The 22,317-nt window shown below is 65.9% G+C and carries 18 protein-coding genes and 2 pseudogenes; 9 read left to right on the top strand and 11 right to left on the bottom strand.

Features of this window, described 5'->3' with window-relative positions; all coding sequences use genetic code 11:
* Window positions 1–144: 144 nt before the first annotated feature.
* From ACRDTL_RS17410 to dnaA, 4 genes are all read right to left on the bottom strand, one after another.
* On the bottom strand, window positions 145–684 hold the full coding sequence (locus tag ACRDTL_RS17410) for a DUF721 family protein (protein WP_431507946.1): 540 nt from the start codon (window positions 682–684) through the stop codon (window positions 145–147).
* 107 nt (window positions 685–791) lie between these two features.
* The gene (gene recF / locus ACRDTL_RS17405) at window positions 792–1,952 is read right to left on the bottom strand and encodes a DNA replication/repair protein RecF (protein WP_431507945.1); all 1,161 of its coding nucleotides are present in this window, start codon (window positions 1,950–1,952) and stop codon (window positions 792–794) included.
* 9 nt (window positions 1,953–1,961) lie between these two features.
* Window positions 1,962–3,161, bottom strand: coding sequence for a DNA polymerase III subunit beta (dnaN, locus tag ACRDTL_RS17400; RefSeq protein ID WP_431507944.1), 1,200 nt, complete (start codon window positions 3,159–3,161; stop codon window positions 1,962–1,964).
* 482 nt (window positions 3,162–3,643) lie between these two features.
* Complete coding sequence (dnaA, locus tag ACRDTL_RS17395) at window positions 3,644–5,146, bottom strand: chromosomal replication initiator protein DnaA (protein ID WP_431507943.1); 1,503 nt, start codon at window positions 5,144–5,146, stop codon at window positions 3,644–3,646.
* Window positions 5,147–5,777: 631 nt separating this feature from the next.
* Here dnaA and rpmH point away from each other — a divergent pair.
* From rpmH to ACRDTL_RS17350, 9 genes and pseudogenes are all read left to right on the top strand, one after another.
* Window positions 5,778–5,921, top strand: coding sequence for a 50S ribosomal protein L34 (rpmH, locus tag ACRDTL_RS17390; protein ID WP_003919815.1), 144 nt, complete (start codon window positions 5,778–5,780; stop codon window positions 5,919–5,921).
* A gap of 22 nt (window positions 5,922–5,943) precedes the next feature.
* Entirely contained in the window at window positions 5,944–6,297 is a 354-nt protein-coding gene (rnpA, locus tag ACRDTL_RS17385) for a ribonuclease P protein component (protein ID WP_431507942.1), read from the top strand.
* Entirely contained in the window at window positions 6,294–6,662 is a 369-nt protein-coding gene (gene yidD / locus ACRDTL_RS17380; protein WP_431507941.1) for a membrane protein insertion efficiency factor YidD, read from the top strand. Before rnpA ends, yidD begins: the two co-directional genes overlap by 4 nt.
* Window positions 6,663–6,705: 43 nt before the next feature.
* Window positions 6,706–7,737, top strand: a complete 1,032-nt coding sequence (gene yidC / locus ACRDTL_RS17375; protein ID WP_431507952.1) for a membrane protein insertase YidC — start codon at window positions 6,706–6,708, stop codon at window positions 7,735–7,737.
* 179 nt (window positions 7,738–7,916) lie between these two features.
* A complete protein-coding gene (locus ACRDTL_RS17370; RefSeq protein ID WP_431507951.1) occupies window positions 7,917–8,414 on the top strand; it encodes a protein jag in 498 nt (165 codons plus the stop codon).
* A gap of 69 nt (window positions 8,415–8,483) precedes the next feature.
* A complete protein-coding gene (gene rsmG / locus ACRDTL_RS17365) occupies window positions 8,484–9,197 on the top strand; it encodes a 16S rRNA (guanine(527)-N(7))-methyltransferase RsmG (protein WP_431507940.1) in 714 nt (237 codons plus the stop codon).
* Window positions 9,194–10,159 (top strand): AAA family ATPase, encoded by a 966-nt coding sequence (locus ACRDTL_RS17360; protein WP_431507939.1) that lies wholly within the window; start codon window positions 9,194–9,196, stop codon window positions 10,157–10,159. The genes rsmG and ACRDTL_RS17360 overlap by 4 nt, the downstream gene beginning before the upstream one ends.
* On the top strand, window positions 10,156–11,130 hold the full coding sequence (locus ACRDTL_RS17355; protein ID WP_431507938.1) for a ParB/RepB/Spo0J family partition protein: 975 nt from the start codon (window positions 10,156–10,158) through the stop codon (window positions 11,128–11,130). The genes ACRDTL_RS17360 and ACRDTL_RS17355 overlap by 4 nt, the downstream gene beginning before the upstream one ends.
* Before the next feature lie 303 nt (window positions 11,131–11,433).
* Window positions 11,434–12,153 (top strand): annotated as a pseudogene (locus ACRDTL_RS17350) (acetyltransferase); the annotation flags it as partial.
* 87 nt (window positions 12,154–12,240) lie between these two features.
* On the opposite strand, the gene ACRDTL_RS17345 reads toward ACRDTL_RS17350, so the two are convergent.
* The 7 genes and pseudogenes from ACRDTL_RS17345 to ACRDTL_RS17315 form a co-directional block, all read right to left on the bottom strand.
* A complete protein-coding gene (locus ACRDTL_RS17345; protein ID WP_431507937.1) occupies window positions 12,241–13,461 on the bottom strand; it encodes a peptidoglycan-binding protein in 1,221 nt (406 codons plus the stop codon).
* 144 nt (window positions 13,462–13,605) lie between these two features.
* Complete coding sequence (gene trxA / locus ACRDTL_RS17340) at window positions 13,606–13,947, bottom strand: thioredoxin (protein ID WP_431507936.1); 342 nt, start codon at window positions 13,945–13,947, stop codon at window positions 13,606–13,608.
* Window positions 13,944–14,933, bottom strand: coding sequence for a thioredoxin-disulfide reductase (trxB, locus tag ACRDTL_RS17335; RefSeq protein ID WP_431507935.1), 990 nt, complete (start codon window positions 14,931–14,933; stop codon window positions 13,944–13,946). Before trxB ends, trxA begins: the two co-directional genes overlap by 4 nt.
* Window positions 14,934–15,039: 106 nt before the next feature.
* A pseudogene (locus tag ACRDTL_RS17330) lies at window positions 15,040–15,498 on the bottom strand (hypothetical protein); the annotation flags it as partial.
* Between the two features lie 120 nt (window positions 15,499–15,618).
* Complete coding sequence (gene sigM / locus ACRDTL_RS17325) at window positions 15,619–16,191, bottom strand: RNA polymerase sigma factor SigM (protein WP_431507934.1); 573 nt, start codon at window positions 16,189–16,191, stop codon at window positions 15,619–15,621.
* 52 nt (window positions 16,192–16,243) lie between these two features.
* Complete coding sequence (gene murJ, locus ACRDTL_RS17320; RefSeq protein ID WP_431507933.1) at window positions 16,244–19,876, bottom strand: murein biosynthesis integral membrane protein MurJ; 3,633 nt, start codon at window positions 19,874–19,876, stop codon at window positions 16,244–16,246.
* Window positions 19,873–22,317 carry a hypothetical protein gene (locus tag ACRDTL_RS17315; RefSeq protein ID WP_431507932.1) on the bottom strand — a complete coding sequence of 815 codons (2,445 nt, stop codon included), beginning with the start codon at window positions 22,315–22,317 and terminating at the stop codon, window positions 19,873–19,875. Before ACRDTL_RS17315 ends, murJ begins: the two co-directional genes overlap by 4 nt.

Raw genomic sequence — 22,317 nt, 5'->3', positions numbered from 1 at the left:
GGGGCCTGCACTGATTTTCTGGGGGTGTTTCTACACAGCTATCGGCGTCGTGTGCTCGATATCTTTATTAAGGGCAGGTCCTGGCGCTGGGGAATCGGATACGTGTCGTCCTGGCGGCTTTCAGCCCATCGTGTCAGTACCCACTCACCCGTAGGTGTCGCGGGGGCCTCGTCCGGCGATGTGCAGCGGTCCCTTGCGCCACGATGGCGCGGTCGGACCGGTGATCCTCAATGCCGTGACGACCCCGTCACCGACCTCTGCGGCGATCTTTGCGAGCAGTTGCGCCTGCATGATCCGCAGCTGGGTGGCCCACGCGGTGGATTCGGCCGACACGCTCAACACCTTGTCGCGCAGTGTGGTCGGTCGGGCATGTTCAGCGATCTGGTGACCGACCACCGACGGCCACCGGCCAAACACCGTCCCCTCCGCGACTCGCGAGGACCAGCCGTGCTTCTTCGCCACGTCCCGCGCCGCACGGCCCAGCGGTTGCGGATCTCGCGTGTCGGGTCCGGGTCCGGACCAGCGCCGGCGGCCGTTGGTGCCCGCGACGCGGCGGACCGGAATCCGGCGGCCCCGTCCTACGTCTTTCCCTCGACTGCGTGCCGCCCCGCGGGCCTCTTCCAGCGTGCGCCGGACCAAATCCATACCCGCCAACCCGCTCAGATGCTCCGGGGGACCTGGCACCGTCGTGTCATCAGGCTGATCCTGATGGCGCCGCTCCTCCTCATCGCTTCGTCCCCCTCGCCGCTGCGCGGCTGGGGGTACCCCCACTGCATCGTCGCCGGCGCGTGTCACGACTGCACCACCGAGATTCGTCCATTGTCGTCATCGTGCGAAGCGATCGTCATCTGCCGGATGTCCCAATCGCGCGGGATGTCGTCAGCCACCGCTGCGGTCACCAACACCTGTTCGGCCGAGGCCGTCGCCGTCGCCAGCGCCTGCCGTCGGGCCGCGTCCAGCTCGGCGAACACGTCGTCGAGCAATAGCACCGGATCACTACCCTCGGCGCGCAACAACTCATAGGCGGCCAACCGCAGCGCCACTGCCATCGACCACGATTCGCCGTGGCTGGCAAAGCCTTTGGTGGGTTGATCGCCGAGCCGCAGTTCGAGATCATCGCGGTGCGGACCGACCAGGCACACTCCACGCTCGAGTTCGGCCTCGCGGCGCACGGCCATCTGAGCTAACAACGCGGCCTCGAGGAATTCCCTGTCGCTGCCGTCGTCGGCGCGCGCGGCGTCGATGCTGGCGCGGTAACCGATCGACGCCGACCGCGATCCGGGAGCCAACAGCTCGTAGGCCTTCTGCACCTCCGGCGCCAGTTCTGCCACCAGTTCCATCCGCGCCGCCATCAACTCGGCCCCGTGCGTAGCCAGCTGGCCGTCCCAGACCTCCAGCGAGTCCAAGACGCTTGCACCTGCGGCACCGCCTCGATACCGCGCCGCGGCTGCGTTCTTGAGCAGCGCGGTGCGCTGACGCAGCACCTTGTCGTAGTCGGCTCGCACGGCGGCAATCCGGGGCCGACGCACGGTAGCAAGGTCGTCGAGGTAGCGCCGTCGATCGGTGGGATCTCCACGGACCAACGCCAGGTCTTCCGGTGCGAACAACACCGCACGTAATACACCGACCACCGCGCGCGGGCTGCGTACCGGCGCGCGGTTCAGCCGGGCCTTGTTCGCCCGACCGACCGCGATCTCCAAGTCGACGGCACACTCCCGACCCTCGTTGACGACGATCGTCGACACCACTGCCCGGGATGCACCCACCCGGACCAAGGGAACGTCCGTCGCGACGCGATGAGAACTCAGTGCAGACGAATACCACAGTGCTTCAACGAGATTGGTCTTCCCGTAACCGTTGGGGCCGACGAAGACGGTCCGTCCCGGCCCCAGCTCGAGGTCGGCGTGTGCCCACGATCGGAAATCGCGCAGGCCGAGATGGCGAACGTACACCGAACGGTCTTAACCCGGCAGTCGGACCGGCATCAACAGGTAGACGTAATCCGTCGAGATGGCGGGGAACGGTCCGTTACCGGCGAGTTGGCGATCGTCGTCGGAAGCCGGTCGCAACACAGCCGGCTTCCGGTCCGTCGTGAAACCGAACGACACCCAATCGGAATGCAAGGACCCCAACCCGTCAGTCAGGTAGGTCGGATTGAACGCGATTGTCAGTGGTTCACCGGCGAAATCCACCGACAGATCCTCTTCGGCCCGGCCGACGTCGTCGGCGCCGGCGGACAGCCGCAACGTACCGTCGGAAAATTCCATCCGCACCTGCGCGCCCCGGTCGGCGACCAAGGCGACCCGTTTGATCGCCTCGGTCAACTCGTCCACACTGATCGTGGCCACCGCGGTGTGCTCGGTCGGCAGCAACTGCCGGTATTTCGGAAATTCGGCATCAAGCAACCTGGTCGTACTCCGCTTGCCATTGCCGCTGATCCCCAGCAGCCCGTCGTTGCCCACCGCCGATCCGGCACCCAACGACAGATGAACATCACCGCCATCTGTGCCGGTCTTCGCAGTCTCGGCCAAGGTCTTGGCCGGCACCAAAACGGCGGCTTCGATATCGGGTGCGGCTGCAGCCCACGTCAGCTCGCGAACCGCCAACCGGAACCGGTCGGTCGCGGCTAACACCACGGTCTGGCCGGAGATCTCCACCCGGATCCCGGTCAGCATAGGCAGGGTGTCGTCGCGACCCGCCGCAACGGCCACCTGACCGATCGCTTCGGCGAATAGCTCGGCCGGCACTGTCCCGGTCTCCTCCGGCAATGCAGGCAGCGTCGGGTAATCCTCCACAGCCATCGTCGGCAAGGAAAACCTGGCGTTTCCGCAGGTTATGCCGACCCTGGTGCCATCCACGTGCACGTCCACCGGCTTATTGGGCAATGCCCGGGTGATATCAGACAACAACCGCCCTGACACTAAAACCGTTCCAGACGAAGCGATTTCAGCGGCAAGTCGCACCTCGGCCGAAACCTCATAGTCGAACCCGGAGATGGTCAACCAGTCATCTGAGCCGGTTAGCAGCACGCCGGCCAGCACTGGCACGGTGGGCCTGGCGGGCAGGTTACGTGCGACCCAAGCGACTGCGTCGGCGAACTCTTCCCGCACCAAACGAAACTTCAAATCGGTTAAACCGACCCCAGTCGTCGCCACGTCCATAGCGTCCCTTCACCACCTCGAAGAACAGAGTCACATTCAGCGGCTACCCCGGTGACGAACGCTGGCGGACAACCCGCCACAACGGCCGCAACGGCAGTCGAACACCAACCGTAGAGCCTTCGGCGCCATCTTGAAAGCTAATCAGTCACAGTGACACTGGGCGGCAGTCACGGTGACATTCCGGAGTGTCGAGCAGTGTCTCCCCAAGAGTCTTTTCCAAGAAGAAGCTAGGAAGAGATACCAGTAACAGTATTAAGTCCTGTGCATAGTGGGGATGACCGGGTTTCCACGCTGCTGGGAGCGGAGATGGGGTTGTGGATGACGGTGGGAGAAGCTGTGAGTTCCAATAGGGGCGGCTGGGGATAACGGGCGGTTTGTGCATCTGCGACTAAATCCGTGAACACCGTGTGGGGGGTTGCTCACAAGCTGTGTGCACAGCGCAGTGCTGTGACTCGTGGGGTGGTGGAGACGAAAGTTTTGTGTCAGCGCTTTGAGCGCTGACGAATCCGGGTGGTCAGTTCTTTGACATGATCGAAGACTTCCCGACGCTCGGCCATCTCGCCGCGAATTTTGCGCTCGGCATACATGACGGTGGTGTGATCGCGTCCGAAGGCCTGGCCGATTTTCGGCAATGAAAGGTCGGTGAGCTCGCGGCACAGGTACATAGCGATCTGGCGGGACTGGGCCAGCGCGCGGGTCTTACCGGGTCCGCGGAGGTCTTCGACGGTGGTGTCGAAATATTCGGCGGTGGCGGCCATGATGGTCGCTGCGCTGATCTGTATGGTGCTGGCATCGGCGATCAAATCTCGCAATACGATTTCGGCCAGTGCCTTGTCGATCGGGGTCTTGTTCAGCGATGCAAACGCGGTGACTCGAATCAACGCGCCTTCGAGTTCGCGGATGTTGCGTTCGATGCTGCTGGCGATCAGTTCGAGCACGTCGTCGGGAACGGCCAGGCGTTCCATCTGCGCCTTTTTTCGCAGGATGGCAATTCGGGTTTCCAGTTCCGGCGGCTGCACATCGGTGATCAGTCCCCATTCGAACCGGGTCCGCAAGCGGTCTTCGAGGGTGGCGAGTTGTTTAGGGGGACGATCGGAAGAGATGACGATCTGTTTGTTGGCGTTGTGCAGCGTATTGAAAGTGTGAAAGAACTCTTCCTGGATACCTTCTTTGCCTTCGATGAATTGGATGTCATCGACTAGCAGTACATCGACGTCGCGATAACTGCGTTTGAATGCGACTTTGCGGTCATCGCGAAGCGAGTTGATGAAATCATTGGTGAACTCTTCGGTGGAGACGTATTTGACTCGCATGCCGGGGAAAAGCCGCTGTGCGTAGTTCCCGGCCGCGTGCAACAGGTGTGTCTTGCCCAGACCCGACTCGCCCCAGATGAACAACGGGTTGTAGGCACGAGCCGGCGCCTCGGCAATTGCCAGGGCAGCGGCATGAGCGAACCGATTTGAGGCACCGATGACAAAGGTGTCGAAGGTGTAGCGGCTGTTCAAGCTGGTGTCGCCAGGACCCGTGGGATCGTTCGAGTGCGGGCGTTCGGTGAAGTAAGAGGGCCAGCTCGCATGTGCGCTGGCGAGCGCTTCGCGATCGTCGTCGACCTCGTCGATATCGAGGCCGGGGTCGTCGGTTATCGCGGTGCTGCCATTGTCGTTTTCGTCCCCGGGCGCTGGAGCGATGCGCACGCCTAGTTCGATCTGGTGTCCGAGCCGCCGGCTGAGCGCGTCGGTGATCTGGGTGCGCAAATGCCGCTCGATCTCGTTTTGCACGAAGCTGCTCGGTACTGAGAGCAGCGCGAACCCTTCCACGATCGTGAGGGGTTGGACAAGGTTCAACCAGGCCCTCTGCTGGGGGGTAAGGGGCGCGACGAAGGGTTCGCCGTTGGCGGGGTTGTCGTCGGCCGGGGTTTCACCGTTGAGTTCGGTGACGACCGCGTTCCATACGGTCGCAAAAGCTAAACCGGGATCATCGGTCAACGACGGATCCCCCTGGTTTGGAATCGAGGTCCAACAACGGTTGGCGCGGACGACCTGTCCACATGGTTATCCACAGGTGTGGACAGGACGATCGTCATCGCGGTGCAGTCCATCGGCGATGGCACACGAGGCCGACACTCTAGACAGGCAACAAGGGCTGCCTGGGCAGAGAACCGGTCCGCCATCCTCGCTTCGTTGTCGGGCGCCGTTTCAGTCTGAAACGGCATTGCCCGAAGCTAACAGTTTTCGGTGCGGGTGCCAACCGTTCTGGAACATTCGGTCGGGCTTTGGTCACGTGGCTTGCGCGACGGGGAGGCGGGGGTGTGAAACCAGTGAAAGCCACACCCGAGATTGACTGGTTTGACGGGCGCGGTTTTACTGCCCGGCTCACCACCGCAAGTGGGATCGGCGGACGCGGCGAGCCAGGTTTGACCCGGCGAAGACTGGTCAGTACCCTCGAACAGTCGCCCGAAAGTCGGCGATACGGCTGCGATCCGAGTGGAGACACCCGGGGCCCGCGCCGGTTACCAGCGAGACACAGAGCCTGTTGAGGGCTTCGTGCGGGCAATCGTGTCCGACCCCGAGAGTTGCGCGGTCGGAACGCGATGCCAGATGCGACGAGGAGAGAATGGTGGCGAAGGGCAAGCGGACCTTCCAGCCGAACAACCGGCGCCGAGCCCGCGTGCATGGCTTTCGGCTGCGGATGCGGACTCGGGCAGGACGGGCAATCGTGTCCAACCGGCGCCGCAAGGGTCGCCGCGCGCTTACAGCCTGATCCGCTTACAGGTGTCACAGCGGTGCTTCCCGCGCAGAACCGCATGACGCGGTCATCGGATTTCGATGCGACGGTCAGGGATGGAGCCCGGGCCGTTCAGACAGACCTCGTCGTCTATGCACGGCGGGGCGAAACCGCATCGGCAGCGAAGGTGGGATTGATCATCGCAAAATCGGTGGGTTCCGCGGTGCAGCGCCATCGGGTGGCCCGGCGGTTACGCCACATAGCGCGGGCCGTGTTACCGGACTTGGATCCGTGCGATCAGGTAGTGATTCGTGCGCTGCCGGGCAGTCAGGCCGCGATTTCGAACCGATTGGAACAACAGTTGCGCGCCGGTTTGCAGCGGACCGGGCAGTCGGCGGGGCGTGCCCGATGACGAGCGCTCGGGCGCCGAGGTACGGGCGATGGTTCCGTGGCGCCGGACGGGAATGTGCGCGCGGCTTGATTCTCCTCATCCAGCTGTACCGACACACGGTGTCGCCGTTGCGGTTGCCGACCTGCCGGTTTGTCCCCACTTGTAGTCAATACGCTGTGGAGGCGCTGGGCGAGTACGGGTTGCTGCGGGGGAGTTGGCTGTCGGCGGTTCGGCTGGCCAAGTGCGGGCCGTGGCATCGGGGAGGATGGGATCCGATACCGGAACGCCGGGTGATCCCGGCCCGGATGGGTCAGGCCGGGAATGCCCCGGCGAGACGAGGGAGTGGGGTACCCCAAGTGAAGCGAGGGGACGCATCCGTTGTTTGATTGGTTCAGCCTGGACGTCATCTACTACCCGGTGTCGGCGATTATGTGGTTGTGGTACAAGGCTTTTGCCGCCGTGCTGGGGCCGACGAATTTCTTTGCGTGGGCACTGTCGGTGATGTTCCTGGTGTTCAGTTTGCGTGCGCTGTTGTATAAGCCGTTCGTCCGCCAGATCCAAACCACGCGCCAGATGCAAGAGTTACAGCCGCAGATCAAGGCGCTGCAGAAGAAATACGGCAAGGACCGCCAGCGGATGGCGATCGAGATGCAGAAGCTGCAGCGCGAGCATGGCTTCAACCCCATCCTGGGGTGCCTGCCGATGCTGGCCCAGGTTCCGGTGTTCATCGGGCTCTATCACGTGTTGCGGTCGTTCAACCGCACCACGGGTGGATTCGGTCAGCCGCACCTTTCGGTGGCGGAGAACCGGGCGACCGGAAACTACGTGTTCAGCCCGACCGACGTCGCTCACTTCCTGGATGCGAACCTGTTCGGCGCGCCGATCGGCGCGTTCATGACCCAGCGAGGTGGGATGGACGCGTTCACCGAATTCAGTCGCCCCGCCGTAATCGCGGTCGGCGTTCCGGTGATGGTCCTAGCCGGCATCGCGACGTACTTCAACAGTCGCGCGTCGGTCGCGCGGCAGAGCCCGGAGGCCGCCGCCAATCCCCAGACGGCGCTGATGAACAAGCTCGCGCTGTACGTGTTTCCGCTGGGTGTAGTCGTCAGTGGCCCATTCCTGCCGCTGGCGATCATCGTGTATTGGGTTTCCAACAACATCTGGACCTTCGGCCAGCAGCATTACGTGTTCGGCATCATCGAAAAACAGGAAGAGGCAAAGAAGCAGGAACTGCTGGAACGACGGGCAGCGAACGCCCCGGCGCCCGGCGCGAAACCGAAGAGACCAACGAAAGCCGCCCCGGCGGGCGGGGACGGCACGGGCGGGTCGGCGGACGATGAGGCCGCCGGCGCTAAAGTTCCGAAAACCGAATCGGGCAAGCCCGGTCAGCCAGTGAGGGATGGCAGCGCGGCCAACCGTAGCCCCCGTCCGGGGGTAAAGCCGAAGAAGCGCAAACGATGACCGGACGGCCAGCCGTGGAACGTGCGGGTGGCGGCCAGGTCGAGTTGGGCCGAGCTGGGTAAACCAGCGGCACCTGGAGCACGGAAAAGAAAGAGGCAACGATGACGGATGCCGAGACGACCGAACGCGGTGCAAACGATGGGCCGGCGCACGACGCCCCGGAGGACGCGACGACATCGATGATCGAAACCGACACCGACACCGAGGAGCGGTTGGTGGCCGAGGGGGAGATCGCCGGCGACTACCTGGAAGAGTTGCTCGACCGGCTCGACTTCGATGGCGATATCGATCTGGACGTCGAGGGCAGTCGCGCAGTCGTCAGCATCGACGGCAGCGACGACTTGAACAAGTTGGTCGGGCGCAAAGGCGAAGTCCTTGACGCGCTGCAGGAGCTGACCCGGCTGGCCGTACACCAAAAGACCGGGGTACGCAGCCGGTTAATGCTCGACATCGCCAGGTGGCGGCGCCGCCGGCGCGACGAGTTAGCGGCACTTGGCGACAAGGTCGCCCGGCGGGTTTTGGAGACGGGCGAGCGTGAAGAGCTGGCACCGATGACGCCCTTCGAGCGCAAGATCGTCCACGACGCAGTCGCGGTGGTCCAGGGAGTGCGCAGCGAGAGCGAGGGCGCCGAGCCGTCCCGCCGGGTCGTGATATCGCCAGACTCAGCCACCGCCTGAGTTACATCAATGTAGTTCGATGTTCGCCAACCAGTTGACCCGTGGAGGTACCGCCCGCTTGCGGGGGAGATGTTTCACGTGAAACATGGAGCAGTGGTTGCCCCGCCAGAGAGCGCGACCGCAATCTTTGGTCCGCGGCTCGACCTAGCCGAACGCTACGCCGAACTCTTGGCGGGTGCCGGTGTGGAGCGGGGCGTGCTCGGCCCGCATGAGGTCGACCGGATCTGGGACCGCCACCTGTCGAACAGCGCGGTGGTGGCAGAACAATTGCAGCCGGGGGAGCGGGTGGTGGACATTGGGAGCGGCGCCGGCCTGCCGGGGCTACCGCTGGCCATCGCGCGGCCCGACCTCAAAGTCGTCTGCGTCGAATCGATGCTGCGCCGAGCGGCGTTCCTGGCGGAGGCGGTCGGTGAGCTCGGGCTCGAGGTCGATGTCGTCCAGGGGCGAGCGGAGGAGCGGGCTGTTCGGGGACGGGTCGGCGGGAGCGACGTCGCGGTGTCGCGGGCAGTCGCCGCACTCGACAGGCTGACCCGATGGAGCCTGCCGCTCCTGCGCCCGGGCGGGCGAATGATGGCGATTAAAGGAAAGCGGGCGCTCGACGAAGTCCGGCAATACCGGCGTGTGATGACCGCACTGGGCGCCACGGATGTCAGGGTGGTGAAATGTGGCGTGAACTACCTGAGTCCGCCGGTAACCGTGGTGGTGGCACAGCGCGGGATCCGAGCGCGGGGCGGCCAGCAGCCGCGTCGGACGCCCGATCGGGACAACAGGGAGACGCTATGAATGCGCCGCACGAGCCAGCGGCCTCCGAATCCGGACCGCGCGCGGTTCCTGCGCCGGATGTTTCACGTGAAACGTTGGCAGAATACGACACCCCGATCGGCGCTGCGGCCGAACGTGCGATGCGGGTGTTGCACACCACGCACGAGCAGCTACACCCCCCGCGGAGCCGTCGGCTCTTTACCATCGCCAACCAAAAGGGCGGTGTCGGCAAGACCACCACGGCGGTGAATCTCGCCGCGGCCCTGGCGATCCAGGGCCTCAAGACACTCGTCATCGACTTGGACCCGCAGGGCAATGCGAGCACCGCGTTGGGTATCACCGAACGTCACTCCGGCACGCCCTCGTCGTACGAGGTGCTGTTGGGGGAGATCCCGCTGCACGCCGCGCTGCGACGCAGCCCGCACAGCGAGAGGCTGTTCTGCGTCCCGGCGACCATCGACCTGGCCGGCGCCGAGATCGAATTGGTGAGCACGGTTGCCCGGGAGAATCGGTTGCGGACCGCCCTGGCCGAGCTGGAACACTCCGACTTCGACTACGTCTTCATCGACTGCCCGCCGTCGCTGGGCCTGCTGACCATCAACGCGTTGGTGGCCGCACCCGAGGTGCTCATCCCGATCCAGTGCGAGTACTACGCATTGGAGGGGGTGTCACAGTTGATGAACAACATCGAGATGGTGAAAGCCCATCTGAACCCCAAACTCGAGGTGACCACCGTCATCCTCACCATGCACGACGGCCGGACCAAGCTCGCCGATCAGGTCGCCGACGAAGTGCGACGGTACTTCGGCGACAAGGTGTTGCGCACGGTCATCCCGCGGAGCGTCAAGGTCTCCGAGGCACCGGGCTACAGCATGACGATCATCGACTACGATCCCGGCTCACGCGGGGCGATGAGCTATCTGGACGCCAGCCGCGAACTCGCCGAGCACGACCGACCATCATCCGCGGAGGGACAACCATGACTCAACAGGTACGCAGGAAAGGCGGCCTCGGCCGCGGGTTGGCGTCGCTGATTCCGACCGGACCCGCTGACGGGCAAGTCGGGCCGCGGATGGGCGACGCCGCCGCCGACGTGGTACTGGGCGGTCCGACGTCGACGGGTTCCGCCGCCGGGATGGGCGCGGTGTACCGCGAAATCGACCCGGCCCTCATCGAACGCAACCCCCGCCAACCGCGGCAGGTCTTCGATGACGAGGCGCTGGCCGAGCTGGTGCACTCGATCCGTGAATTCGGCCTCATGCAACCCATCGTGGTGCGGACGCTGGATGGATCCGGGCAAGGCCAGCGCTACCAGCTGGTGATGGGGGAGCGACGTTGGCGCGCTGCCCAACAGGCCGGGCTGACCAGGATCCCGGCGATCGTGCGGGAGACCGGCGAGGAGAACTTGCTGCGTGACGCGCTGCTGGAAAACATCCACCGGGTGCAGTTGAACCCGCTGGAAGAGGCGGCGGCTTACCAGCAGCTGCTCGACGAGTTCAGTGTCACCCACGATGAACTGGCCGCGCGTATCGGCCGATCCCGTCCGCTAATCACGAACATGATCCGCCTACTGCGGCTGCCGATCGCCGTCCAGCGCCGTGTCGCGGCGGGCGTGCTGTCCGCCGGCCATGCTCGCGCCCTGTTGTCGCTGGAAGGTGGCCCGGAGGCTCAGGAAGAGCTCGCCGCCAAGATCGTCGCCGAGGGGCTGTCGGTACGGGCCACCGAGGAAGCGGTCACCTTGTCCAATCGCGGCGACACGAACAAGCCGGCACCACCACGGCGCAAGCCGATCCAGATGCCCGGCCTGCAGGACATCGCTGAAGAACTCTCCAGCTCCTTCGACACCCGGGTTACGGTCAGCCTGGGCAAACGCAAAGGCAAAATCGTCGTGGAATTCGGTTCGGTGGACGATCTGCAGCGCATCGTCGGCCTGATGGGTTCGCCGAACGCCTGAATTACTACACGCGGTCGTTACGTCACTGTGACATTGCGGACGGATGGAGCCGCGCGATAGTGCGTTGGTTAAGTCAAACATTCTGCCCGCCAATACTTTTCAGTGACGGTACGGCGATCGAAGCGCAGTCTGGGCAGGACTGGCCGGGCGGTGGCGGATTCTCCTATCCTAGAAGGGCTACTAGCGCACATCAGCCGGCCGATGACGCGGCGGTACCGGAGCTACCTCGCTTGCGGGGTGCGGGTACCACCTGATCGCGAGAGAAGCCGGGCGATTGGCACCGCACGGAAGCCCAGGAGTCTAGTGTCTGCACGAATCGCACCGCTGCGGCTCGAAGCCTTCGAGCAACTCCCCAAGCACGTGCGCCGGTGCGTCTTCTGGGAAGTCGATCCGGCGACCCTCGGCAAGGACGATCATCTCGCCGATCCGGAGTTCGACAAGGAAGCCTGGTTGTCGATGGTGATGCTGGAATGGGGATCGTGCGGCCTGCTGGCGACCGCGCTTCCGGAGAAATGCGGCCCCAGCGAACAGCCGTGTCTGGGGTATGCGCTCTACGCGCCACCACGGGCGGTGCCACGGGCATACCGGTTCCCCACGGCGCCGGTCTCCGCCGATGCCGTGCTGCTCACTTCGATGGGGGTCGAGCCGGGACGGGAGGCAGACGACCTGCCGTATAGCCTCATCGCCCGGGTAGTCGACGAACTGGTGCGCCGCGGAGTCCGGGCGCTGGAGGCATTCGGGCGCACGCCCGAGGTCTCCGAATTGCTCGACCCGCGAGCTGTTGACCCCGATATCCAGCCGGTGCTGGAAGCGCTCGGAGACTGTTCGATCGACCATTGCGTGATCGCTGCGGACTTTCTGCGCGACGTGGGATTCGTAGTGGTGGCACCGCACCGGTACTTCCCACGTCTGCGACTCGAGTTGGACAAGGGCCTGGGCTGGAAGGCCGAGGTTGAAGCCGCCCTGGAGCGACTGCTGGAGGACGCGCGGTTGCAACAGCCGGTAGCGGCAGGTGCGCAGGCCAGGCTCGATGGCGGCGACCCGTCCCCCTCGCTGCTCCGCGGCTGGGGGTGCCCCCAGCGCCCGGCTTCGCCGCGCTGGCGATCGCCGCTACGAGCCGCTGAACCGACCGGCCTGTTCCACCGATAACTCATGGGCGAGGAGCTCGGCGAACGTGAAAGTCCCTGTGGGACGATCATTTTTGCCGAGCAGATACAGCCGTTTGACCGCGGCGAGAATACCTTCGGCGAGCGCATCCCGAGTCTGTGTCGTGACCAGCATCGCACGGTCACGAGGGTTGGTGACGTAGCCGATGTCGATCTGGACGGTCGGCATCCGGGTCAGGCGCAGCAGATCCCAGGTGCGGCCATGGGTGCGACAGTCTCGTAGGCCGGTGCGCGCTACCACTTCTCGTTGAATGAAGTCGGCCAGGTTGCGGCCAATGGTGGATACCGAGCCGTGCGAGTTACCGAAGTGGAAAGAGGCCACGCCGTTGGGTAGGGGGCTGGCCTGGGTGGCACAGCGCAGGCTGATCATCAGGTCGGCGCCCACGGAGTTGGCCGTCGCAGCGCGTTCGGCGTCGGACGGATTGTGGTTGGTCGGCCGGGACAAGAAGGTCTCCATGCCAATCGCGGTCATCCGGCCCTCGAGCCGACTTGCCAAGTCCCACAAGATATCTGCTTCGCTGATCGGCCCGGCCGCGCCTTGTGTGATCAGGCCATGGTCCGCACCGCCGCAACCGGGATCGATGATGATTCGCTTGCCGGACAGCTTCGGGCCGGATCGGCGCACCAGCTCCTCTTCGCGGATGGCGTGCGGCGACCCGCCGCTCACCCGTGCGCTCAGAAAGTACAAGGAGCGCAGGGTTTCCGGACCGCAGATGCCGTCGGCGTAGAGCCCGTACTCACGCTGGTACGACATCAGCGCGTTGTGGGTCTGCAAGCCGAAGTAGCCGTCGACCAACCCGGTGTAGAAACCGAGGTCTTGCAACCTGGCTTGCAGCGTGGCGACGTCGTCTCCGTACATCGGAGCGCCGAATTGGTGATGTAGCGTGCGCGCGCCCAACCGGTAGGAGGCTTCTTTCAGGGCACGATAGGTGGCCTCGCCGACGATGCCGTCCACCAGCAGGCCACGGTGCTGTTGGAAGGCCCGCACCGCTTGGTCGAGTTCCTCGTCGAACAGATCGGGCGTGACGTGCCTTCCGGTGGTCAGATCATCGTCTTGGCTGTTCAGATGCCCCAGCGCGGACAGCGCGGCCCGAATTTCGGTGACCGCTGCGCTGCGGTCACCGCAGCGCAGCGCACCGTTGGCGCCACGGTGCGGAGTCGACATTCCAAGGCCTCCGGTAAGCCAGTGTGTATAGCGTGCCGATCGCTTGGCAGGCTTGGCGGTATTGTCGCAGACGCGCGCCGGTTTCAGGAAAACACCAGGCAGTAAAGATTCGTGGGCGCGCCGTACGGCGAGCTCGCCAGCGCGTTAAATGGTGTCGGAGATTTCCCGCAGTAGCGCCGCTTTGCCTTTGGCACCGACGATGCGTTTGGCGGGTTGGCCGCCTTTGAACAGGATAAGTGTGGGGATGGAGACGACCTGGTATTCGCGGGCGGTGTGCGGGTTGGCGTCCACGTCGAGTTTCGCGATGGTGAGTTGCCCGGCTTTTTCGGCCGCGATTTCTTCTAGCACCGGGGCCACCATTTTGCACGGCCCGCACCAGGTAGCCCAAAAGTCAACCAGCACGGGGGTATTGCTGGAGAGAACATCGGTTGCAAAAGACGCGTCAGAGACTTCCACGGGCGCCGCGGTGTTGTCGGGGTGAGTCATTGGGGTGCTCCAATCAGATCGCTGCCGGGGGTTTTGGGCTCGCCAGACTCGTGCTGCTCGGCGAGCCAGCGTTCGGCGTCGATGGCCGCCGCGCAGCCGGTGCCGGCGGCTGTGACCGCTTGGCGGTAGGTGCGGTCGACCAGGTCACCGGCGGCGAACACCCCGTCCAGCGACGTATGAGTGGCGGGCGCCTTGACCAGCACGTAGCCGTCCGGGTCGAGGTCGAGTGCGCCGCGCACCAACTGCGAACGCGGGTCGTGGCCGATCGCGACGAACACCCCGGTCGCCGCCAGCCCGGATTCTGCACCGGTAATGGTGTCGCGCAGCCGCAGCCCGCTTACGGTGCCCTCGCCCTCTACCGCGACCACCACGCTGTTGGTGACGAACCGGATCTTGTCATTGCTGCGGGCCCGGTTGAGCATGATCTTGGAGGCCCGGAACTCCTCGCGGCGGTGCACGATCGTCACACTGCGGGCGAACCTGGTCAAAAACGTGGCCTCTTCCATCGCCGAATCGCCGCCGCCGATCACCGCGATGTCTTGGTCTCGGAAGAAAAATCCGTCGCAGGTGGCACACGAACTGACCCCGCGGCCCAGCAGCTCCTGCTCGCCAGGCACATGCAGATACCGGGCCGCCGCCCCCATCGCCAAAATGATTGCGCGGGCCTGGTGGGTTTGCCCGTCGGCGGTGACCACCGACTTGAACGGCCCAGAAAGCGACACCGATTCGACGTCTTCCATCCGCAAATCCGCCCCGAACCGCAGCGCCTGCTCGCGCATCTGATCCATCAATTCCGGGCCGGTGATGCCGTCGCGAAAACCCGGATAGTTCTCCACCTCGGTGGTCGTCATCAACGCCCCACCAAACGAGGTGCCCTCGAACATCAATGGCGCCAACTGCGCCCGCGCCGCATACAACGCTGCCGTGTACCCGGCCGGCCCCGAGCCGATAACGATCACATCATGAACAGTGCTGGTGGCGGACATACAAGCCTTTCGAGATGCGGAAGCCGGCAGCAGGCTTCGACACGGTCGTAGAAACGGTCTTCAAAGGTGTGTGAACGCCAGCGTAGGCCGTGCTGTTCCCGCGGTACTACGGACGGCGAACAAGTCGGTCGGCCAGCAGCCCGGTGTCCGCGGAGCTACAGGCCGGTGTCACCGCCAGCACGGCCAGAGTGCCGGGCGTATCGTCCGGCAACACCAACAGCACACCGGGACGGCCGGCGATGTCGACCGGCTGCGCAGCCAGCACCGGGGCCGCCGGAGAGTAGCCCAGGCCCGTCAGACAGGACGCGCGGCGTTGCGGATCGCCGAGTGGGCCGTAGTCCGGTTTGCGGTCGAGCAATGTCAGGATCTGGGCGTCGGACAGGGGAATCACAATCGGTGCGTGCGACACAGTGACGTGCCGCGCGGTGGTCGGTTCGCTGGGAGTTGGAGCGGGTGCAGCGATCAGTGCTGTGGTTCCGAGCGCAGCCGCGACGATGGTCGCACCCAGGCCGGCAACGGCGGCGACCACCCGGGCCCGGCCGGGGCCCGGTCGGACCGCGTGTGCGGGGCGCGCGCCCGCTTCGTGGTGATCGCCGGGATCGCTGTCAACTCCACCCATCAGCCTCAGTGTGCGCTATCCACAATGTGGCGGCGATGCACAGTCAGAACGAGCGAGTTGCTCCGCTCAAGCCGGCCGGTTCGGGGCGCTGTCGCGGCCCAGATAGCCCAGGACGGTGGCGAGCCGGGCGCGGGCGCGGGCGCAGCGACTTTTGACGGTGCCCTCGGCAACACCCAGCATCTTGGCGGTGTCGGCGATGGAGTAGCCGTGCATGTCGACGGCTACCACGGCGGCGCGCTGTTCGACAGGCAGCCGCAGCAGTGCGCGCTGAACCGCGATGGCTGTCTCTACCTGGGTAGTCCTATCGGCAACGGGATAGACGTCGTCAAGGGCGATGGTGGCGTGGGTTCTGTTGCGACGCAACCGGTCCAGGCAGGCGTTCACCACGATGCGGTACAGCCAACTGCTGACCGCGGCGTCGTGGCGAAAGGATCCGGCGCCGCGGTGCGCCGAGAGCATCGCGTCTTGCATCGCGTCGGCCGCATCCTCGGCGTTTCGGGTGGTGAGCCGGGCAAGTTGATGCAGCTGTCGGTGATGACGGTAGAACAGCTCCTCGAACGCGTAGCGGTCACCGGCGACGTGGGCGGCCAGCAGTTCGGCGTCGCTGCGTTGGTGCCGCACCCGGTCCCGGAACTCCACGGCCGGACGGTAACCAATTGGTTCGTACGGAGCACTTCACCCGCCGCGTACGTCAGGACGCGGCCTTGACGGTGATCTCGGAGATGTCCGCACGGCTCTTGCCGTCGGTAGTCCCCAGCGTCGAGATCCACACCAGCAGGGTTGCCGTCGGCGATGACGCGTTGACCGTGATGCTGTTGTGACCTGGGCGCATCGACGTCGGTTGAGTCAGCGCGGTGGTGTCCTCGAGCCGGGACGGAGCCGGCGTCGGTGACGAGCGGATCTGGATCTTGGTTCCGGTGCTGGAGAGATCGACGGTCACGGTGCCCACCACGGTGGGTTTCGGGAGCTGCAGCAACAGTCCGACCCCGCTCTTGAAGCCCGGGAACGGGACAGCGTCGCTGTAGGTGTCGGTCGTCCACGCGGTGGCCGGATTTCCGTCGATCGCGAGGTTCGCTTGACCGGGCGAGTCGGCGTCGCCGCCGGGGGAGAAGACCGTGGCCCGGACGGGCTTGACCATGCTGCCCGACGCCGCGGCACCGCCGGCGGAGGTTGAACTCGAGCTCGACGGCGCATTCAGGCCGAGCCGGTCTTTGTCCAGGCCACCGCTCAAATCGCCGAAGATTCGGCCGAGCACCGACGCCAGCACCAGCAGGGCCACTGCGATGATGGCGACGCCGACACCGATCCCGATCATGAGGTTGCGGCGGCGCTGCGGGTAGGCCTTCTCGTCGCCCGGCGCGGGACGGCGGAAGAACCCCGGCCGCGCCGGCTCCGGGGACGGTTCTACGATCGGCGTCAGCAGATCGGTGCGGTCGGCCACCGCCGTTGCCTGTTGCAGCAGATTGAGAAGTGTCGCCGCGCTGCGTATCCCGCCATCACGTTGAATCGCGCGAGTAGCAGCCGCAGAAATCTGGAACGGGATGTCACGGTCAACCAACCGCGGTTCGACCGGTTGGCCGGACGGATCTCGCTCGGCGGGCGCCAGGCCGCTGCGCACCCCGGACGACTCCGGCAGCGGCCACCGGTTGACCAGCAGGGCATACAGCGCGGCACCGATCCCGCGGATGTCGGCCTGCGGGGTGGCGTGGGGCATGGTCGCAGGGAACGCCAGCACAACGTCCCCCTCGATGCTGACCCGCACCCGGCTGGGATGGTCAGCGGACAACGCGACACCGGCGTGGTGGGCGGCCTCGGCGGCGGCAGCCAAGGTTTGCATCGCCCGCGCCGCGCCGGCCGGAGACGGCGAGGTATTGGCCACCTCCTGCAGCGAGCCACCCCGGATCCACTCGGCCACCACCATGCCGCCGTTGCCGGTACGGACGACGTCAAGAACCCTGGCGATGCCGGGCTTGTCGATGCGGCTGAGCCGCAGCGTGCGGGAGAGGATCTCCTGGAGTTCGTTGTCCGACAGGCCGCCGTCCGGGTCGACGAATGTCAGTGCCACCTGCCGATCCAGCGCGGTGTCCAACGCTTGCCAAAACTGCAGGTGCGACGTACCGCCGTGGAATACCAGCAACCGGTAGCGGCCGCCGGCGATACTTGCGCCCGGACCCAGGCGGGTGTCTTCCGCAGGCGACGAAGGTTCCACCGGTGCCTCGCGGGGCGCATCGAACTCGAGCGGATCGCCGGCGCCGCCGCCGGGTTCTGCGTGTTCGGATGCCGGGCCTGCCGAAAAATCACTGTTGGATTGCTTCGGCGGAACCCGCGCCGAGACAGTCCCGACCGCAGCGTCGGGCGGAATATCCGGCTGGAAATCATCGGCCGACTGTCGGGGCAAGTCGGAGTCGGACGCAGCCTTGGACGACGCATTGTCGTCCGAAGGGCTGTCTGTCACCCCCGATCCTTTCGTTGTGCCCGCATCGGCTATTCGCTCCAAAGGCCGGCGCCGGAAAGGTTCCTGGACTGGATATACCCCCGGCGTCAACGAATTGCTCTGCTCAGCGTACGTGACAGCGTTGCGCCCGGACACGTGATCAGCAGTTCTGCCGGCGGCCGACCCGCCGGGCGTGCGCCTGGCGCCGAGCCAGCCCTGGACTGCGCCCAGCGCCGCCCGCGCCTCGGGCACCTGTGCGCGCAGCATGACCGCGGCAATGATCGGCGCCATGATCAGCGCGAGCGCGACCAGCCGGAGCAGCGAGCCGGCGCCACCGCCGTGGGCCGTCAGCGCCTCGAACCCCATCAGCCGGTCCGCCGCGTGCGCAACCATCCCTGCCAACAGCGAGGCGGCCACCGTCACCAGGACGGTGCGCATCTCCGCGGCCCCGACCAGCTGACCGCTGGGCGGGCGCAGCGTCTTCCGAAGCAGGAAGTAGCCGACGATCGCGCCGGCCAAAAACCCCAGGCCGTTGGCTGATCCCAGGTAGCCGGCGACCAGTTCGCGGTTGTCGGTGACATGCGGCGCGAGCAGCGAGCCGATGATCTTGACGGTGGTGATGACGATGATGATCACGATCGGCGTCCAGGGCTGCTCGCGAGCGTAGAAGACCCGCAGTTGCAGCAGCACCAACGCATACGGGATCAGCGTGAAGGCAGACAACGCGATTGCCGTGCCCAGATAACCGGCGTCGACTTCGCCGAAATGCCCATAAGCGAACAGCGCGCTGCCGATCGCCCGGCCGCCGACGGTCATGAACGCCACCATCGGGATCAGCGTGATCATGGTCAGCCGGGTGGCCAGCGACAGGTCACCGAGCACCGCGGCGGCGTCGTTGGCGGCGGCGTTGCGGCTCAGCCGCGGCATCACCACGGTCAACACCGTCACCCCGATCATGCCGAAGGGCAGCATCAGCACCAGCCACGCGTAGTTGTAGATCGCCGGTCCCGAAGCCGCTGCCGTGCTGGCGATCTGGTTACCGACCACCAAACCGAGCTGGCTGATCAACACGTAGAACACCATCGCGGCGGCCATCGCGCCGAAACGTTTGAGCCGCTCGTCAATTCCCCACAGCGGGCGCAGGCCGATGCGTTGACGGCGTATCGCTGCAAGCAGCAACACGGTTTGCGCGGCCACCCCCAACGTGGTGCCGATACCCAGCACCAGCAGTTTGGTGTTACCCATCCGCACCGGATCGAGGGACAGTTGACCGGGTACGGCGACGTACACGCCCAGCGTGGCGATCGCGACGACGTTGTTGACGACCGGCGCCCAGGCCGGCGGCCCGAACACATTGCGGGTGTTGAGGATCGCCATGAACACCGACGACAGACCGTAGAAAATTACCTGCGGCAACAACAAGTAGGCGAACGCGGTGGTCAGCGGTTCGTTGACCTGCGGTTGGCGGCCCAACATCAACCGCACCAACAGCGGCGCGGCGGCCACCGACAATAGTGTGGTCACCAGCAGCAACGTGGTGGCCAAGGTGACCAGGCGGCGCACGAACGCTGCGCCGCCGTCGGCGTCGTGCTGTTCGGCCCGGGCCAGCACCGGCACGAAGATCGCGGTGAACGTCGCTTCCAACACCAGCGCGGCGACCAGGTTGGGCAGCTGGTTGGCCACCGAGAAGGCGCTGGTGAGCGCGGCGCCCAGGATGGCGGCCAACAGCACGATCCGGGCGAAGCCGGTGAGTCTGCTGATAAGCGTCGCCAACGCCATGCCCCACGACTGCGACACCAGCGCGGCATCGGAGAGCTCGGTGCGCGACTGCAAGGGTGGCGGCGGCGCCACATTTCGTGCCGGCGGGACCCGCCTGCTGACCGACCTCATATTCGGTGCTCTTCGTCGACGCGGTCGTCCGCCCGGGAGCTTTCCTCGACGCGCATGGCTTCTTTGTGTTCGGGGCCGGGGTCCGGGCGGTCCAGGTCGGCGGGGTCGGGCTGACCGCTGAAGCGGTGCCAAAGCCGCCGTCCGGCCAGCGTCACCAGCACGGCCGCCGCGGTCAGGGTGATCGCGAACAGGACTTTGCCGTAGGCATTGGAATGTACTGACAGCCGCACCGGGTCGCCCAGCGCGACCCCGTCGGGGGTACGCAACGCAACGTCGATGGCGACGCGCTGGGTGAAGTTCACTTCGATCGGTACCCGCAGCGGGAGGTATCCGGGCGGAAGCTCGATTTCGCCGACGTCGGTCACGGTCATGCCGGGTGGGGCGTCGACGTGTAACCGCACCCGGATCGGCACCGCGAGCCCGTTATGTAGCGCCAGTGGCAGCGGGCTGTGTTCGGTGGCCAGCGTGTACGAGCCGCCCGGGTTTACGATCGTCACCGCGCGGTACAGGTCGTTGATGGTGGTGCCGACGATCTGCAGCCGTGCCTGCGCCGGCCCGTTGCGGGTGTCCGGCCGCTGCGCCTGGCTCACCGCTCGTAGCATGTCCTCGCGCAGCGGCGCGGTGTAGGCGGTGCCGGTCAGCCCGGTTCGGTTATCGGTGGTCAACGCCGAGGCCAGCCCTCCCAGGCTGCGCATCTCGTCGGCGATCTGCGCGATAACCGCGTCGTCGAACCGACCTCGTTCGACGGTGTCCGCGCGCAATGGCGGGGGCGCCTCAGTGAGGTTTGTCACCGCCCTGGCGTCGGTGATCAGCGCCGGCAGCGGTCGGGGCACCGCCAGCCCGGAACGCACGGCGGTCGCCAGCGTTGACAGGACGGCTCGCGCATCGTCGGATTGCAGGTTCCAGGTTGTCGGCGGTAGCAGGATCTCGGTGCGCGGTGTCACGTCAGGCTGCAAGCCCCGCCACAGCATCGAGCCCAGCGCATCCTGGCGGCGGGCGATGTGGGAGTCGTGGGCCAGGCGCACCACCAGCGAAGCATCCAGGTAAGTCGGCGCGACGGGGTCCGTCCCGGCGGCGGCTAACGCGGCGCCGACGGTCGGGTCGAACGGTGCGGCCACCACCTGTGCGGACACTCGGCGCGGGGTGATGTCGGCCGTGGCTGCTGTCCCGGTCGCTGAGTCACGTGCGGCGGAATCGGCAGCTGCGATCGCGACCGTGCTGCCGTTGGCGCTGAGCAGGTCCACCGTGCGGCGCGTCAGCGAACCATCGGCCATCAAGGTGGCGCCCCGCACCGAGTTGACACCCAAGATCTGGTCGACGATGTCGTCGGCGGTGTTGGTAACGATCGCGCTGAGCGTGCCGTCGCCGACGCGTTGCACGGCGCCGAGGTCGGCCTGAGCGTACGGAGTCGCCGCGACGCACACCCGATGCGCCAGCGCGCGTAACCGTTCCAGCCAGCCGGCCGCGGCGGCCTGACCGGTGCCCGGGCTGGGGTGTTCGGGAGAGTCAGAGACGACGTAACCGCCGGTCATCGCGTTGACGGTGACGAGCAGGTCCGGGTCGATGGCCAAGCACAGCGAACGGCCGATGGCGCCGTCCGGGTCGACGTCGCGGCTGGTGGCGAACTCTGCTGCGGACAACAGGCTTTCCAGCCGGCCACCGGCCGCAAGTGAGGTGGCCAATTCGTCGTCCATCAATCGCACCGGGATCGTGCCGCCGGGTACGCCCGGCGACAATCGCGGCCGGTCGGTGATAGGCCACAGCATCGTGATCTGTACGGGTTTGGAGGTGTCGGGCGCGGCGACGGAGCTCAACGCGTCCGCGGACGTGTCGGCGGGGTCGGCGGGCACCCCCACCACCGGCAGCAGAAACCGGGCGTTGTCCAGCCGGGCGGGGTCCCCGTAGTCGGGGGTGCCGTTGACGTTGACCAGCAGCGGGTAGACACCGGGCCGCTCGATGGTCAGCGACGGTTGGGTCAGCGAGCGCAGTGGGGCAGACAGCGTGAACCCGGCTTCCTGACCGCGCTGCAGCTCGTTGGCCACCGTCAGGAAGTCAGCGACCGGCTGGTACTGGTCGGTGTCGCCGTCGAGGTTGGTGCGCAACCCCGCCGACGAGCTCACCGCCGCGGCATGCTCGAGGCGGACCATCACGTCACGCACCGGCCGGTCGCCGACATTGGCGACGATGCCGACGACGGTGATGACGGGCTCGCTGGTCGTTGTGACCACATCCGGAGTCACCTGATCGATGCGGACCTGCAGGAACGGCGTGGTGCCGGGTTCGCCCGCAACGGCTCGCGGCACGCTGGGGAGCGTGAGCACGGCCCCCAGACCAGCCAGGATGCCGGCTATCAGGGCGAGGCGCACCAGCGCAACCCGCCCGAGCGGCGATGCCACGGTCAATGCGCCGCTCGCCACCGCATCGCTCTCTCGACTCTGCAT

The sequence above is a fragment of the Mycobacterium sp. genome (assembly GCF_050700595.1).
In the GTDB taxonomy this organism is placed as follows: domain Bacteria; phylum Actinomycetota; class Actinomycetes; order Mycobacteriales; family Mycobacteriaceae; genus Mycobacterium.
This window is presented reverse-complemented; position numbering and strand designations above follow the sequence as displayed.

What these genes read in the sequence shown, in the direction of transcription:
- dnaN (WP_431507944.1), bottom strand. Translation starts at nt 3,161, where the DNA reads ATGGACGTGGCGACGACTGGGGTCGGTTTAACCGATTTGAAGTTTCGT.
- yidD (WP_431507941.1), top strand. Translation starts at nt 6,294, where the DNA reads ATGACGAGCGCTCGGGCGCCGAGGTACGGGCGATGGTTCCGTGGCGCC.
- yidC (WP_431507952.1), top strand. Translation starts at nt 6,706, where the DNA reads ATGTGGTTGTGGTACAAGGCTTTTGCCGCCGTGCTGGGGCCGACGAAT.
- ACRDTL_RS17370 (WP_431507951.1), top strand. Translation starts at nt 7,917, where the DNA reads ATGATCGAAACCGACACCGACACCGAGGAGCGGTTGGTGGCCGAGGGG.
- rsmG (WP_431507940.1), top strand. Translation starts at nt 8,484, where the DNA reads ATGTTTCACGTGAAACATGGAGCAGTGGTTGCCCCGCCAGAGAGCGCG.
- ACRDTL_RS17360 (WP_431507939.1), top strand. Translation starts at nt 9,194, where the DNA reads ATGAATGCGCCGCACGAGCCAGCGGCCTCCGAATCCGGACCGCGCGCG.
- ACRDTL_RS17355 (WP_431507938.1), top strand. Translation starts at nt 10,156, where the DNA reads ATGACTCAACAGGTACGCAGGAAAGGCGGCCTCGGCCGCGGGTTGGCG.
- ACRDTL_RS17345 (WP_431507937.1), bottom strand. Translation starts at nt 13,461, where the DNA reads ATGTCGACTCCGCACCGTGGCGCCAACGGTGCGCTGCGCTGCGGTGAC.
- trxA (WP_431507936.1), bottom strand. Translation starts at nt 13,947, where the DNA reads ATGACTCACCCCGACAACACCGCGGCGCCCGTGGAAGTCTCTGACGCG.
- trxB (WP_431507935.1), bottom strand. Translation starts at nt 14,933, where the DNA reads ATGTCCGCCACCAGCACTGTTCATGATGTGATCGTTATCGGCTCGGGG.
- murJ (WP_431507933.1), bottom strand. Translation starts at nt 19,876, where the DNA reads ATGAGGTCGGTCAGCAGGCGGGTCCCGCCGGCACGAAATGTGGCGCCG.
- ACRDTL_RS17315 (WP_431507932.1), bottom strand. Translation starts at nt 22,317, where the DNA reads ATGCAGAGTCGAGAGAGCGATGCGGTGGCGAGCGGCGCATTGACCGTG.